The 13,602-nt window shown below is 61.0% G+C and carries 16 protein-coding genes; all 16 read left to right on the top strand.

Going from position 1 to position 13,602, the window contains the following annotated elements; translation table 11 throughout:
• Window positions 1-191 precede the first annotated feature (191 nt).
• The 16 genes from urtA (at window position 192) to ASG68_RS29160 (ending at window position 13,581) form a co-directional block, all read left to right on the top strand.
• Window positions 192-1,481 (top strand): urea ABC transporter substrate-binding protein, encoded by a 1,290-nt coding sequence (gene urtA, locus ASG68_RS29230; protein WP_062584626.1) that lies wholly within the window; start codon window positions 192-194, stop codon window positions 1,479-1,481.
• A gap of 317 nt (window positions 1,482-1,798) precedes the next feature.
• Entirely contained in the window at window positions 1,799-3,406 is a 1,608-nt protein-coding gene (urtB, locus tag ASG68_RS29225; RefSeq protein ID WP_062584624.1) for an urea ABC transporter permease subunit UrtB, read from the top strand.
• Between the two features lie 8 nt (window positions 3,407-3,414).
• Entirely contained in the window at window positions 3,415-4,596 is a 1,182-nt protein-coding gene (gene urtC / locus ASG68_RS29220) for an urea ABC transporter permease subunit UrtC (RefSeq protein WP_413814058.1), read from the top strand.
• A gap of 5 nt (window positions 4,597-4,601) precedes the next feature.
• Entirely contained in the window at window positions 4,602-5,354 is a 753-nt protein-coding gene (gene urtD / locus ASG68_RS29215) for an urea ABC transporter ATP-binding protein UrtD (RefSeq protein WP_062584620.1), read from the top strand.
• Window positions 5,355-5,577: 223 nt separating this feature from the next.
• Window positions 5,578-6,273: an urea ABC transporter ATP-binding subunit UrtE gene (gene urtE, locus ASG68_RS29210; RefSeq protein ID WP_062584618.1), complete on the top strand. Its 696-nt coding sequence runs from the start codon at window positions 5,578-5,580 to the stop codon at window positions 6,271-6,273.
• Window positions 6,274-6,284: 11 nt separating this feature from the next.
• Complete coding sequence (locus tag ASG68_RS29205; RefSeq protein ID WP_062601842.1) at window positions 6,285-7,115, top strand: urease accessory protein UreD; 831 nt, start codon at window positions 6,285-6,287, stop codon at window positions 7,113-7,115.
• Window positions 7,116-7,140: 25 nt separating this feature from the next.
• Window positions 7,141-7,443: an urease subunit gamma gene (locus ASG68_RS29200; protein ID WP_062584614.1), complete on the top strand. Its 303-nt coding sequence runs from the start codon at window positions 7,141-7,143 to the stop codon at window positions 7,441-7,443.
• Between the two features lie 10 nt (window positions 7,444-7,453).
• Complete coding sequence (locus ASG68_RS31005; protein WP_082477927.1) at window positions 7,454-7,708, top strand: DUF1272 domain-containing protein; 255 nt, start codon at window positions 7,454-7,456, stop codon at window positions 7,706-7,708.
• Window positions 7,709-7,723: 15 nt separating this feature from the next.
• Window positions 7,724-8,029: an urease subunit beta gene (locus ASG68_RS29195; RefSeq protein ID WP_062584612.1), complete on the top strand. Its 306-nt coding sequence runs from the start codon at window positions 7,724-7,726 to the stop codon at window positions 8,027-8,029.
• Between the two features lie 26 nt (window positions 8,030-8,055).
• Window positions 8,056-8,457: a lysozyme inhibitor LprI family protein gene (locus ASG68_RS29190; protein ID WP_162243534.1), complete on the top strand. Its 402-nt coding sequence runs from the start codon at window positions 8,056-8,058 to the stop codon at window positions 8,455-8,457.
• Window positions 8,458-8,464: 7 nt separating this feature from the next.
• Entirely contained in the window at window positions 8,465-9,115 is a 651-nt protein-coding gene (locus ASG68_RS29185) for a Urease operon accessory protein (protein WP_156373621.1), read from the top strand.
• Window positions 9,116-9,118: 3 nt separating this feature from the next.
• The gene (gene ureC / locus ASG68_RS29180) at window positions 9,119-10,831 is read left to right on the top strand and encodes an urease subunit alpha (protein ID WP_062584608.1); all 1,713 of its coding nucleotides are present in this window, start codon (window positions 9,119-9,121) and stop codon (window positions 10,829-10,831) included.
• A gap of 25 nt (window positions 10,832-10,856) precedes the next feature.
• Window positions 10,857-11,537 (top strand): TIGR02117 family protein, encoded by a 681-nt coding sequence (locus ASG68_RS29175; RefSeq protein WP_062584606.1) that lies wholly within the window; start codon window positions 10,857-10,859, stop codon window positions 11,535-11,537.
• Window positions 11,538-11,716: 179 nt separating this feature from the next.
• Complete coding sequence (locus ASG68_RS29170) at window positions 11,717-12,256, top strand: peroxiredoxin (RefSeq protein WP_062584928.1); 540 nt, start codon at window positions 11,717-11,719, stop codon at window positions 12,254-12,256.
• Window positions 12,257-12,422: 166 nt separating this feature from the next.
• On the top strand, window positions 12,423-12,917 hold the full coding sequence (gene ureE, locus ASG68_RS29165; protein WP_062584603.1) for an urease accessory protein UreE: 495 nt from the start codon (window positions 12,423-12,425) through the stop codon (window positions 12,915-12,917).
• Window positions 12,910-13,581, top strand: a complete 672-nt coding sequence (locus ASG68_RS29160; protein WP_062584926.1) for an urease accessory protein UreF — start codon at window positions 12,910-12,912, stop codon at window positions 13,579-13,581. Before ureE ends, ASG68_RS29160 begins: the two co-directional genes overlap by 8 nt.
• Window positions 13,582-13,602 lie beyond the last annotated feature (21 nt).

Raw genomic sequence — 13,602 nt, 5'->3', positions numbered from 1 at the left:
CGGCTTCGTTCGAGGCCGCCTTGTTGTCGTAGCATAGATGCGGGCGGGCATTAAGTGTGCTGCATTGCACACTTCGCCACCCCTCCTACGTCAATTGACGTATACAGGTTTCGTGAAGCCCGGCGGATAGTTCCTTTACGAACGGTAAATGTCTCCCAAGAGCCGTCGTCAAAGAACGAGAGGGGTTCACAATGAAATTCAAATCTCACGTCATGGGCGCGTTCCTGGCCGGTGCGCTCGCCACGACCGCATTCTCCAGCGTCTATGCTGCCGAAGACACGATCAAGGTCGGCATCCTGCATTCGCTGTCCGGCACCATGGCCATCTCCGAGACCACGCTCAAGGACGCCATGCTGATGCTCATCGAGGATCAGAACAAGAAGGGCGGCCTCTTAGGCAAGAAGCTCGAGGCCGTCGTCGTCGATCCGGCCTCGGACTGGCCGCTGTTTGCCGAAAAGGCCCGCGAGCTGATCTCGGTCAACAAGGTTTCGGCCGTGTTCGGTTGCTGGACCTCGTCGTCGCGCAAGTCCGTTCTGCCAGTTTTCGAAGAGCTGAACTCGCTCCTGTTCTACCCGGTTCAGTACGAGGGTGAAGAATCCTCGCGCAACATCTTCTACACCGGTGCCGCGCCGAACCAGCAGGCAATCCCGGCTGTCGATTACCTGATGAACACCGAAGGCGTCGAGCGCTTCGTGCTCGAAGGCACCGACTATGTCTATCCGCGCACGACCAACAAGATCCTCGAAGCCTACCTGATCGCCAAGGGCATTCCGAAGGAAGACATCCTGATCAACTACACGCCGTTCGGTTTCTCCGACTGGCAGACGGAAGTAGCCAAGATCAAGGAATTCGGTTCGGCAGGCAAGAAGACCGCCGTCGTTTCGACCATCAATGGTGACGCCAACGTTCCGTTCTACAAGGAACTCGGCAACAAGGGCATCAAGGCAACCGACATCCCGGTCGTCGCGTTCTCCGTCGGCGAAGAAGAGCTTGCCGGTCTCGACACCAAGCCGCTCGTCGGTCACCTCGCTGCCTGGAACTACTTCCAGTCGGTCGATGCGCCTGCCAATGCCGAGTTCATCAAGGAATGGCATGCGTTCACCAAGAACGACAAGCGCGTGACCAACGACCCGATGGAAGCTGCCTATATCGGCTTCAAGGCCTGGGTTTCGGCTGTTGAAGCCGCCGGCACGACCGACACGGACGCCGTTCTCGACACGATCATCGGCACCACCGTTCCGAACCTTTCGGGCGGCTATGCCACCGTCATGCCGAATCACCACATCACCAAGCCGGTGCTGATCGGTGAAATCCAGGAAGACGGCCAGTTCGAAATCGTTCAGCAGACCCCGGCCGTCGTCGGTGACGAATGGTCCGACTACCTGCCGGACTCGAAGGACCTGATCTCCGATTGGCGCAAGCCGATGTCCTGCGGCAACTTCAACGTTGCAACCGGCAAGTGCGGCGGCAAAGGTTCCTGATCTGGGGCTCCTGATTTCATCAAGGCCAGCATAATCCGAAGCGGTGTCCGCACCGCTTCGACAAATGATCCAATGACCTTTTGATTTTCATGCCAATACCCTCCGTCGAGGTCTCCCACCTGGACGGAGGGACTTGTCTCCCTTTGCCGGCCGTCTGGCATGGTTTCTGCATCTCGCAGAGGGAGGGATACGGTTCCCGAGACCGGTTTCCCCGATCTGATCGTCGGGCGAGCGAATTGCGGAAATCTTAAGCAGCGGCGCCAGCATCGACATTGCCCGGAGTGCACGGCGTCAAGCCAACGGAACAAGAAGAGCTCATGTATCGCGCCATCCAGACTTTCCTTGTCGCTCTCTGCCTGCTCGTCAGTTGCCTCGCAACAGGCCTGCGCGCGCAGGAGGACATCCGTCCGCTGGTCGACGCGCTCGGCGCCGGCGGATTCCCGCAGAAGATCGAAGCTGTCGGAGCGCTCGCAGCTTCCGGTGACGCCAAAGTCGCCGAGATCCTTCAAAACCTCAGCGACGGAAAGCTCTATGCCCCGAAAACCGGCGGCGCTGTTTATCTCGAAGGCCCGGATGCCGGTAGCTATGTCGATGTCCTGACCGGCATGGCTGTCGCGGATGTGCCCGGCAATCTCGCCAAGATCCGGCTGAACAATGGCTTGCGCGGTGCCATAGGCGCGGCGCTCAGCCAGTTGACGCTTCTGAGCCCGGACCGCGCTGCTCGCCTGGCCGCCTCGCAGGACCTGCTCAAGGATGCCAACCCTGACAACCTCGAACTTCTGAACTCGGCGCTCGCCAAGGAGCAGGACGCCGAAATCAAGGCGACGATGGAAGCGGCACGCGCCGTTATCATGCTGAAAACGGATGCCAGCGCCGAGGACAAGAAAGCCGCCATCGACATGATCGCCGCCCGCGGCAACCGCGATGCGCTGGCGATCCTGACAGCCGCGATGGACAACGCACCGGATGATCTGAAGCCCGCGATCCAGACGAACATCGATTCCATCAACCGCAGCCTCGCTGTCTGGGATGTCTTCCAGAACATCTGGTACGGCCTGTCGCTCGGCTCCGTGCTGTTGCTCGCGGCCATCGGCCTTGCCATCACCTTCGGCGTCATGGGCATCATCAACATGGCACATGGCGAAATGGTCATGCTGGGCGCCTACACGACCTATGTCGTGCAACAGACGATCAATACGGTCGCGCCGGGCATGAGCGACTATTCGCTGGTCTTCGCCGTCCCCGCTGCCTTCGTCTTCACCGGCCTTGTCGGCATCGCCATCGAGCGCAGTGTTATCCGCTGGCTCTATGGCCGGCCTCTGGAAACGCTGCTGGCCACTTGGGGCATCTCGCTCATCCTGCAACAGGCGATCCGCACGATCTTCGGCCCGACCAACCGGCAGGTCGACAATCCCAGCTGGATGTCCGGCGTGTTCGAGATCGGCGGCCTCTCCAGCACCTGGAACCGCCTCTGGATCATCCTGTTCTCTCTCAGCGTGTTCGTTGCATTGCTGCTGCTTCTCAAGCGCTCCAAGTTCGGCCTGCAGATGCGCGCCGTCACGCAGAACCGCCGGATGGCATCGTCGATGGGCATTCGCACGCCCTGGGTCGATGCGCTGACCTTCGGTCTCGGCTCGGGTATTGCCGGCATGGCGGGCGTGGCGCTCAGCCAGATCGATAACGTCTCGCCCGATCTCGGCCAGAGCTACATCATCGACAGCTTCATGGTCGTAGTCTTCGGTGGTGTGGGCAATCTCTGGGGCACGCTCGTCGGCGCCTTCTCGCTTGGCATCGCCAACAAGTTTCTCGAGCCCTATGCCGGTGCGGTGCTGGGCAAGATCATCATCCTCATTCTCATCATTCTCTTCATCCAGCGGCGGCCACGCGGCCTGTTCGCGCTCAAGGGAAGGGCGATCGAACAATGATTGCGCAAATGCTGTTCTCGCGACATGAAAAGAAGACGGTCTGGGCTATCGGCCTGATCCTTCTCGTGGCGGCCCTCGTGCCACTCTCCAACCTGCTCATCCCCGACGGCAATTTCCTGCATGTGCCGGATCATCTCGTGCCGCTGCTCGGGAAGTACCTGTGTTACGCCCTGCTGGCCTTGGCGCTGGATCTCGTCTGGGGTTACTGCGGCATTCTCTCGCTTGGCCACGGCGCCTTCTTCGCGCTCGGTGGCTATGCGATGGGCATGTACCTGATGCGCCAGATCGGCGATCGCGGCGTCTATGCCAATCCGCTCCTGCCCGATTTCATGGTGTTCCTCAACTGGAACGAACTGCCCTGGTATTGGTACGGCTTCAATCACTTCGCTTTCGCGGCGCTGATGGTGTTCCTTGTGCCCGGCATTCTCGCCTTCGTGTTCGGCTGGTTCGCCTTTCGCTCCCGTGTCACCGGCGTTTACCTGTCGATCATTACCCAGGCGATGACCTATGCGCTGCTTCTTGCCTTCTTCCGCAACGAAATGGGCTTCGGCGGCAACAATGGCCTGACCGACTTCAAGGAAATCCTCGGTTACAACGTTCAGGCCAGCGGAACGCGCGCAACGCTGTTTGCCGCCACCGCGATCGCGCTGGCTCTCGCGCTGCTCCTGAGTTCTGCCATCGTCCGCTCCAAATACGGCAAGGTGCTCGTCGGCGTGCGCGATGCGGAAAGCCGCACCCGGTTCCTAGGTTATCGCGTCGAGAACATGAAGCTCTTCATCTTCACCGTCTCGGCCATGATGGCCGGTGTCGCAGGCGCGCTCTACGTGCCGCAGGTCGGCATCATCAATCCCGGCGAATTTGCTCCGGCCAACTCGATCGAAGTGGTCATCTGGACCGCTGTCGGCGGGCGCGGCACGCTGATCGGCCCGATCATCGGCGCTGTCCTCGTCAACTTCGGCAAGAGCATCTTCACTGCCGCTTTCCCTGAGTTCTGGCTGTTTGCACTCGGCGCGCTGTTCGTCGCGACGACCCTTTTCTTGCCGAAGGGCGTGGTTGGCACCGTTCAGCAATATCTCGCGCGCCGCCAGGAGCAGAAGAAGGCCGATGCGATCGAGAAGGCCTATCAGGAAAAGGCGTCGGCCAAGCCGGATGCAGCGCTTGCAACACTTGAACCCCAGGCTGCGGAGTAAGATCGATGGATGAAAAACCCTCCAAGAGCCTGTTGTATCTCGACGGTGTCTCCGTGTCTTTCGATGGTTTCAAGGCACTGAATTCGCTGTCCTTCGTGGTCGATCCGGGTGAACTCCGTGCAATTATCGGCCCGAACGGCGCCGGCAAGACGACGATGATGGACATCATCACCGGCAAGACCCGGCCCGATACCGGTCAGGTTTTCTTCAACGGCGATATCGATCTCACCAAGCGCGACGAAGCCGAAATTGCCCAATTGGGCATCGGCCGCAAGTTCCAGAAACCGACGGTGTTCGAAAGCCATACGGTCTGGGACAATATCGAGCTGGCATTGAACCGGAACCGCGGCGTGTTTTCGACCTTGTTCTACCGGCTGTCGCCCACCGACAAGGCGCGCATCGAGGAAATCCTCGAAACCGTGCGCATGACCGCCCGCAAGGATGATCTCGCCGCCAACCTGTCCCATGGGCAGAAGCAGTGGCTGGAGATCGGCATGCTGCTTGCACAGGAGCCGAAGCTGCTGCTGGTCGACGAACCCGTTGCCGGCATGACCGATGCCGAAACCGCCGAAACCGCCATCCTGCTCAAGGAGATCGCCAAGACACGCTCCGTCGTCGTGGTCGAGCATGACATGGGCTTCATCCGCGATCTCGGCGTCAAGGTAACGTGTCTCGCCGAAGGTTCGGTGCTTGCCGAAGGCTCCATCGATTTCGTCAGCAACGACCCGAAGGTCATCGAGAATTATTTGGGAAGGTGAGTGCGATGCATCACAACGTTTCCATGTTCGATGCCCATCGAATCCCGCCACTATTTCCCGACGTACCTCCCGCGCAGCTCGTCATGCCACAGGAGGAACGTTGCCTGACGCTGGTGCTGTTCATGGCGAAAGTGTTGTCCTGTCTGCGAGGGCAGCCTGATGGCGGTAGTCCCAAAGCGGCCGTGGTCTCGGATGATCGCGGTTCAATGAATGAAGGTGCCTCATGTTGACGGTCGAAAACATCAATCTGCATTATGGCGCGGCGCAGGCCTTGCGTGGCGTCTCCATCACCGCGCCGATGGGCAAGATCACTTGCGTGCTCGGCCGCAACGGTGTCGGCAAGACCAGCCTGCTCAGGGCAATCACCGGGCAACATGGACCGAGCGCCGGCACCATCACCTTCAACGACGCGGTGTTGAACGGCATGGCGCCCTATCACCGCGCCAAGCATGGCATCGGCTTCGTGCCGCAGGGGCGGGAGATCTTTCCGCTGCTCACGGTCAAGGAAAACCTCGAATCCGGATATGCGCCGGTGCCGCGCAAGGACCGGTTCATCCCCGACGACATCTTCAGCCTCTTCCCCATTCTCCAGACCATGCTGGGGCGGCGCGGCGGCGACCTGTCCGGCGGGCAGCAACAGCAGCTGGCCATCGGCCGGGCTCTGGTGACGCGACCAAAAATTCTGGTTCTGGACGAGCCGACCGAAGGCATCCAGCCGTCGATCATCAAGGATATCGGCCGGGCGATCCAGTATCTGCGCGATTCCACGGGGATGGCGATTCTGCTTGTGGAACAATATCTTGACTTCTGCCGCGAGCTTGCCGACCATGTCTATATCATGGATCGGGGCGAGATCGTGCATCAGGGGCCGGCGGAAACGCTGGACACGCCGGAAGCGCGCCGCCACCTGACAGTTTGACGGCGGAATGTATGGCTGAGGCGGCGGTTATTCTCCCACAACGGGCCTGGGGCAAGGGACGTCTGGTGGCAAAGCCGCTCGACGGACGCACCCGGCTTGCGGAGTTCTATCAGGAAGGCTGCGCCAAGATTCGCCTGCCGGATACCTTCGACAGAACGATGGAAGCCGTGCTGATCAACAGCTCCGGCGGCCTGACTGGCGGCGACCATATGGAATGGTTGTTTTCAGCCGGCGAGGGCACGCACCTGACGCTGACGACGCAGGCCTGCGAGAAGATTTACAAGGCGAGCGCCGGAACGGCCGCCGTCTCCGCCCGGATCTCTGTCGAGGCAGGCGCCACCGTGCATTGGCTGCCGCAGGAGACCATCCTGTTCGATCGCGCCTCACTGTCGCGCAGGCTTGATGTCGATGTAGCCGAAGGTGGCGAGTTCCTGGCGGTTGAAGCTATCCTGCTCGGCCGCAAGGCGATGGGCGAGGCGATGCATGCCGGGCTGTTTCGAGATTGCTGGCGCATCCGAAAGAATGGAACCCTCCTGCATGCGGAAAACCTGGGTTTTTCAGACGACATCGCCGGGTTGACGCGACGAGCCGCAGTGCTGGGCGGGCATGTGGCGTTCGCCACGCTTTTCTACACCGGCAGGGATTGCGAGCAGCAACTCGCTGCACTGCGCGCGCTGACCGAAGACCATGTGGCCGGCGTCAGCCACTATCAGGTCGGCGGGCAGGACAAGCTGGTTGCGCGTCTTGTTGCCGCCGATGGTTTTGCCCTGAGAAAAATCCTTCTTCCGATCATTTCGCACTTGCGCAAGGGCGCCTCTGTGCCGAAAGTCTGGAACCTGTAATCGACACGAAATCTGGTGGCCAAGCATGAACCTCTCCCCCCGGGAAAAAGACAAACTGTTGATCTCCATGGCGGCCATGGTTGCCCGGCGGCGGCTGGAGCGCGGCGTCAAGCTGAACTATCCCGAAGCGATCGCGCTGATCAGCGATTTCGTCGTCGAGGGTGCGCGCGACGGTCGCTCCGTTCCGGATCTCATGGAAGCGGGCGCCCATGTCATCACCCGTGCGCAGGTGATGGAGGGTATCCCGGAAATGATCCACGACATCCAGGTCGAGGCGACGTTTCCCGATGGCACCAAGCTCGTCACCGTCCACGAACCCATTCGCTGAGGAGCGCGCCATGCTGCAACTGAGACCCAATTGCGAATGCTGCGACAAGGATCTGCCGCCCGGCAGCCGTGAAGCGATGATCTGCAGCTTCGAATGCACCTTCTGCACGACCTGCGCTTCCGAAGTTCTGGACGGCATATGCCCCAACTGTTCCGGTGAGTTGGTACGTCGTCCGGTCCGCCCGGCGGCCAAACTTGGGAAATTCCCGGCTTCCACCGAGCGCGTATTGCAGCCCGACGGTTGCTCCCCGACCAAAGCGGCATGAGGAGGAGAGAAGATCATGATCCCCGGTGAAATCATTGCCGCCGATGGCGAAATCGAGCTGAATGCCGGTCTGGAAACCGTTTCGCTCGACGTCTCCAACACCGGCGACCGTCCGGTGCAGGTCGGCAGCCACTATCATTTTGCCGAAACCAATGCTGGCCTGTCTTTCGATCGCACGCTCGCCCATGGCATGCGGCTGGATATCCCCGCCGGTACGGCCGTGCGGTTCGAGCCCGGCCAGACGCGCAGCGTCACACTGGTTCCTTTTGCCGGCAAGCGCGAGGTCTATGGCTTCCGGCAGAAGGTCATGGGCAAATTATGATCCGTGAAGCGATCTTCGCCGGCCTGATGTTCGGCGGCCTTGTCCTCGGTACGTCGACGGCATCGGCGCAAGAGGATCAGATCGATTGCCAGAATGCGATAACGCAGGCCGAGATGAACATGTGCGCCAACCAGGACTACGAGGCCGCCGACAAGGAATTGAATGCGGTCTACAGGAAGGCCATGGCTTCGGTGAAGGCGACCGATACGGAGCTTGCCGATATCGACACCAACCTCGTCGGTGCCGTTGAGGCACTAAAAAATGCGCAGCGTGCGTGGATCGGCTATCGCGACGGCCAGTGCGAACTTGCCGGGTTCGAGGCACGTGGTGGTTCGATGGAGCCGATGCTGGTATCCGGATGCCTGGCGGACCTGACGAAAAAGCGCACGGACGAACTGAAAGAACTGGCCAACGGTTTTGGGAACTGAGGGTCGCGTGACGGCAAGCCGTACCATCATGATCGTCGGCAATGGGCAGGTCGAACCAGAAATGGCGGCGGTCATCGATGCAGCCGATCTGGTGATCCGTTTCAACGATTGCCGCTCCTGCGGCGCCGGTGGACAGAAGACGGATATCGTCGCCGTCTGCAACACCGGGCGTCCGGCAATGGCCATGCTGGGTGGCGGCGGCTGGAAGACGAATGCGGCTGTTCGGCAGGCGCGCGAAATTTGGTGTGTGCGATCCTCGGAAGTATTCGAGGCGCTGCGGCCGAAACTCGCGATCAGCCATCCCGACTTGGATGACCTTTGCGACGATTATGCCGATGGTTTCCGGGCCTTCGCCAAGGCGACGAACCGGGCACTGCATGTAATTCCGGCCTCAACCCATGCGGCCGTGGACGCCGATCTGGAGCGCTTCGATGCGGGAGATTACGTCGTGCCGAGCAGCGGCCTGATCGTGATCGCCGAGGTACTGGCCCATTGGCGCCGTCCGAGCGACCGGGTCGTTCTCGCGGGCTTTGGCCATGCCGGCTGGGAATGGCATCCATTTGCGGCCGAGCGCCGTTACGTGGACGAAATGATTTCAAAGGGGCGTCTCGCGCGCCTCGATAAAGAGACACTATCTGCTTTTGCTGAGGGAGCCTGACCCATGTCCTACAAGATGTCGCGCGCGGCCTATGCCAACATGTTCGGCCCCACCACCGGCGACAAGGTGCGGCTTGCCGATACGGAACTCTTCATCGAGGTTGAGAAGGACTTTACCACCTATGGCGACGAGGTGAAGTTCGGGGGCGGCAAGGTCATTCGTGACGGCATGGGCCAGAGCCAGGTCACCCGCGCCGCCGGTGCCGTGGATACGGTCATCACCAACGCGCTGATCGTCGATCACTGGGGCATCGTGAAGGCGGACATCGGCCTGAAGGATGGCCGGATCGTCGCGATCGGCAAGGCCGGCAATCCCGATACCCAGCCGGGTGTCGATATCATCGTCGGTCCTGGTACCGAGGCGATCGCTGCCGAAGGCAAGATCATCACCGCCGGCGGCATGGACAGCCATATCCACTTCATCTGCCCGCAGCAGATCGAGGAAGCGCTGATGAGCGGGCTCACCACCATGCTCGGCGGCGGCACAGGCCCGGCCCACGGCACGCTCGCCACCACCTGCACGCCAGGTCCCTGGCACCTTGCCCGGATGATCGAGGCGGCCGATGCCTTCCCGATGAACCTTGCCTTTGCCGGCAAGGGCAATGCCTCGCTGCCGGGCGCGCTGGTCGAGATGGTTATGGGCGGCGCCACCTCGCTGAAGCTGCACGAGGACTGGGGCACGACGCCGGCGGCGATCGATTGCTGCCTGTCGGTGGCGGACGAATATGACGTGCAGGTGATGATCCACACCGATACCCTGAACGAAAGCGGTTTCGTCGAGGATTCGATCGGTGCGCTGAAGGGCCGCACCATCCACGCTTTCCACACCGAAGGTGCCGGCGGCGGCCATGCACCTGATATCATCAAGATCTGCGGTCAGCCGAATGTCATCCCCTCGTCGACCAATCCGACCCGGCCCTATACGATCAACACGCTGGCCGAACATCTCGACATGCTGATGGTCTGCCACCATCTGTCGCCGTCAATCCCGGAAGATATCGCCTTTGCGGAAAGCCGCATCCGCAAGGAAACCATCGCGGCGGAAGACATCCTGCACGACATTGGTGCCTTCTCGATCATCTCCTCCGACAGCCAAGCCATGGGCCGCGTCGGCGAAGTGGCAATCCGCACCTGGCAGACCGCTGACAAGATGAAGCGTCAGCGCGGCCGACTGGCGTCCGAGACCGGCGAGAACGACAATGTCCGCGTCAAGCGCTATATCGCAAAGTATACGATCAACCCGGCGATCGCCCATGGTTTGAGCCAGCACATCGGCTCGGTCGAAATCGGCAAGCGCGCCGACCTCGTCATGTGGAACCCGGCCTTCTTCGGCGTCAAGCCGGACATGGTCATCCTCGGCGGCACGATCGCCGCTGCCCCGATGGGCGACCCGAATGCCTCGATCCCGACGCCGCAGCCGGTGCATTACCGCCCAATGTTCGGCGCTTTCGGCAAGGCGCGCACCAATTCGTCCGTCACCTTCGTCTCGCAGGCTTCGCTCGATGCCGGGCTCAAGGGCCGTCTCGGCGTCGCCAAGGAACTGGTGGCGGTCAAGAACACCCGCGGCGGCATCGGCAAGCGATCGATGATTCACAACGACCTGACACCGCATATCGAAGTCGATCCGGAAACCTACGAAGTCCGCGCCGATGGCGAACTGCTGACCTGCGAACCGGCGACGGTGCTGCCGATGGCGCAGCGCTATTTCATGTTCTAGGCCTGATGGCGAAAGAAAAGTGCTGATGTCCTGGAGACGGTCCGTTCGCTGGCTGCTGGTCGTTCTGGTGGTCGCGGCATCGGTCGCCGTCGCCGGAACATTCGTTCCTCGTCCGCTGTGGCCGGTAGCCAAGGCGGATAGTGGGGGCGAGGGCAGACACCGTATCCTCGTGCTTTCCAATCCCATCCACACCGATATCGCCATTGCACTCGATAGCGAGACCCGAAGCCGTTTTTCGTTCCTGGAGGACAGCGGCATGCCGCTCGGGCATCCGAATGCGCGCTGGATCGTGTTCGGTTGGGGCGGGCGGGCGTTCTACATCGAGACCCCGACATGGGCGGACCTGAAGCCGATGCCATTGCTGAAGGGGCTGACCGTCGATCGTTCCGTCATGCATGTCGATGTTGCCGGTGAGATTGTCGAGCCTTCCGAGACGGTCGTGGCCTTCGAGATCGGCGATGCGCAATACGAGAAACTGCTGTCCTATATCGAAGCCAGCTTCACGCCGAAGGATGGCGGGATCGCAGCGATCCCGAACACGGCCTATGGTCCGAATGATCGCTTCTTCGAGGCAAACGGCTGGTTCAGCGCTGGATTGGGCTGCAACACCTGGACAGCAGCGGGCCTGCGTGAAGCCGGGTTGCGCACCGGCTGGTGGAACCCGCTGCCCGGTTCCCTGACCACGTCGCTTTCGCTCTACAACTGAAATTTCTGTCTAGTAGAAGGCATGCGCTATCCGCAAAGCAGCCATGCACTGGGATTTTTTAACCCGGTTTGTGCTGCGCCGCAGCACGGCTTGTTGTAGAGAAGCGGCTCGCCCCATCGCGCGGATTCCTCCCAAGACTTGCCGCGCGGGACGACTGTATTTCAAGGAGTTAGCATATGATCATTGGCCGCAAAGTGCCTTCCGTAACGTTCCGTACCCGCGTCCGCGACGAGGCTGTCGGTGGCGACAATCCGTTCCGCTGGCAGGACGTTTCCTCTGCCGATTATTTCGCCGGCAAGCGCGTCGTTCTGTTCTCGCTGCCGGGCGCGTTTACGCCGACGTGCTCAACCTTCCAACTGCCGGATTTTGAAAAGCTGGCCGGTGATTTCGCCGCCGAAGGCATCGATGCGATCTATTGCATCTCCGTCAACGACGCCTTCGTCATGAATGCCTGGGGCAAGTCGCAGAACCTCGAAAACGTCAAGCTGATCCCGGACGGTTCGGGCGAATTCACCCGCAAGATGGGCATGCTGGTCGCCAAGGACAATCTCGGCTTCGGCATGCGCTCCTGGCGTTATGCGGCGATCATCAATGATGGTGTCGTCGAGCAGTGGTTCGAGGAAGAAGGCTATGCCGATAACGCAGACAGCGATCCCTATGGCGTTTCCTCGCCGCAGAACATTCTTGGCGCGCTGCAGTCGGACAAGATCGCCGCCTGATATCGGGCAGGTCTGATGGAATGAGACAAACCCCGGCGCCCGCCATTGTTTGATCTGGCGCCGGGGTTTTTTATTGTTACAGTACGTCCGAGAAACCCTCGGAGGTTCAATGATTTACCCTGCCGCGGACGCCCGAGCGCACGCGCGGAACCACAAGGCCGCCTGAATGCCGTATCGCTCGACCCAGGTCCTGTCGCCGGGACCCGCCGACAAGACCATCCTGCACACGATCGCGCTTGCCCATGATCAGCGGCACCTGCGCCGCAAGCTGCTGCATCTCGACAATGACGACGTGGTGATGCTGGACCTGAAGGAAGCCGTCATGCTGGCCGATGGCGATCTCTTGGTGCTCGATACCGGCGAATATGTGCGGATTTCGGCCATCCCCGAGGCTCTCTACGACATTCGTCCGCGCGATCCGCTCCACCTGATCGAACTCGCCTGGCATCTCGGCAATCGCCATCTGGCGGCGGAAATCCGGCAGGATCGTATCCTCATCCAGCGTGATGCGGTAATCAAAGTGATGCTGGAAGGCCTCGGTGCCACGGTTGCGGAAGTCACCGAGCCGTTCCAGCCGATGCGTGGCGCCTATCATAGCGGACATTCCCATGGACATGATCATGGGCACGCGCACGGCGGTCATCACCACGCCCATGACTGAGCCGTCGAATATCCAGGCCTTGCTTCGGCTGGTGACATGGATGTCGCCGGCGTTTCCGGTGGGGGCCTTCTCCTATTCCGGTGGGCTGGAGCAGGCTGTCCATGACGGGTTGATAAGCAATGCCGCAACCCTTGCCGTGTGGCTGGAATCCCTGATCTGTCACGGGTCGAGCTGGAACGATGCGGTGCTTCTCGCCGAGAGTTACCGGGCTTATGATGATGCGGCGAGGCTGCAGCAGGTGAGGGAGCTTGCCGAGGCGCTGGCCGGATCGCGTGAACGCCATCAGGAAACGGTGCTGCAGGGAAATGCTTTCCTGACGGCCGCCACCCACTGGCCGCATCCGGTACTGGAAATGCTTGGTGGCATGGTCGCCTATCCCGTCGCCGTCGGCGCGGTTGCCGGTGCGCATCGGACCGGGCTCGAACCCGCGCTGGCTGCCTATCTGCATGCCACTACATCGAACCTCGTTTCCGTCGCCATTCGCTGTGGGGTGATGGGGCAGACTCAGGGCGTCGGCGTGCTGGCAGGCCTGGAGCCGTTGATTGCCGAGACGGCGGCAAGGGCTGCCGAAAGCACGCTGGACGATCTGGGGTCGGCCACGATCATCGCCGACATTGCGGCGCTCCGTCACGAGACATTGCATTCACGGCTGTTCCGCTCCTGAGGGAAGAAGCCTGTTTTTGAA

Origin of the sequence: Rhizobium sp. Leaf453 (genome assembly GCF_001425605.1) — a bacterium.
Lineage (GTDB): Bacteria > Pseudomonadota > Alphaproteobacteria > Rhizobiales > Rhizobiaceae > Pararhizobium.
Note: the sequence above shows the minus strand (reverse complement) of the source record. Positions and strands in the feature narration are given on the sequence as shown.

What these genes read in the sequence shown, in the direction of transcription:
- urtA (WP_062584626.1), top strand. Translation starts at nt 192, where the DNA reads ATGAAATTCAAATCTCACGTCATGGGCGCGTTCCTGGCCGGTGCGCTC.
- urtB (WP_062584624.1), top strand. Translation starts at nt 1,799, where the DNA reads ATGTATCGCGCCATCCAGACTTTCCTTGTCGCTCTCTGCCTGCTCGTC.
- urtC (WP_413814058.1), top strand. Translation starts at nt 3,415, where the DNA reads ATGCTGTTCTCGCGACATGAAAAGAAGACGGTCTGGGCTATCGGCCTG.
- urtD (WP_062584620.1), top strand. Translation starts at nt 4,602, where the DNA reads ATGGATGAAAAACCCTCCAAGAGCCTGTTGTATCTCGACGGTGTCTCC.
- urtE (WP_062584618.1), top strand. Translation starts at nt 5,578, where the DNA reads ATGTTGACGGTCGAAAACATCAATCTGCATTATGGCGCGGCGCAGGCC.
- ASG68_RS29205 (WP_062601842.1), top strand. Translation starts at nt 6,285, where the DNA reads ATGGCTGAGGCGGCGGTTATTCTCCCACAACGGGCCTGGGGCAAGGGA.
- ASG68_RS29200 (WP_062584614.1), top strand. Translation starts at nt 7,141, where the DNA reads ATGAACCTCTCCCCCCGGGAAAAAGACAAACTGTTGATCTCCATGGCG.
- ASG68_RS31005 (WP_082477927.1), top strand. Translation starts at nt 7,454, where the DNA reads ATGCTGCAACTGAGACCCAATTGCGAATGCTGCGACAAGGATCTGCCG.
- ASG68_RS29195 (WP_062584612.1), top strand. Translation starts at nt 7,724, where the DNA reads ATGATCCCCGGTGAAATCATTGCCGCCGATGGCGAAATCGAGCTGAAT.
- ASG68_RS29190 (WP_162243534.1), top strand. Translation starts at nt 8,056, where the DNA reads ATGTTCGGCGGCCTTGTCCTCGGTACGTCGACGGCATCGGCGCAAGAG.
- ureC (WP_062584608.1), top strand. Translation starts at nt 9,119, where the DNA reads ATGTCCTACAAGATGTCGCGCGCGGCCTATGCCAACATGTTCGGCCCC.
- ASG68_RS29175 (WP_062584606.1), top strand. Translation starts at nt 10,857, where the DNA reads ATGTCCTGGAGACGGTCCGTTCGCTGGCTGCTGGTCGTTCTGGTGGTC.
- ureE (WP_062584603.1), top strand. Translation starts at nt 12,423, where the DNA reads ATGCCGTATCGCTCGACCCAGGTCCTGTCGCCGGGACCCGCCGACAAG.
- ASG68_RS29160 (WP_062584926.1), top strand. Translation starts at nt 12,910, where the DNA reads ATGACTGAGCCGTCGAATATCCAGGCCTTGCTTCGGCTGGTGACATGG.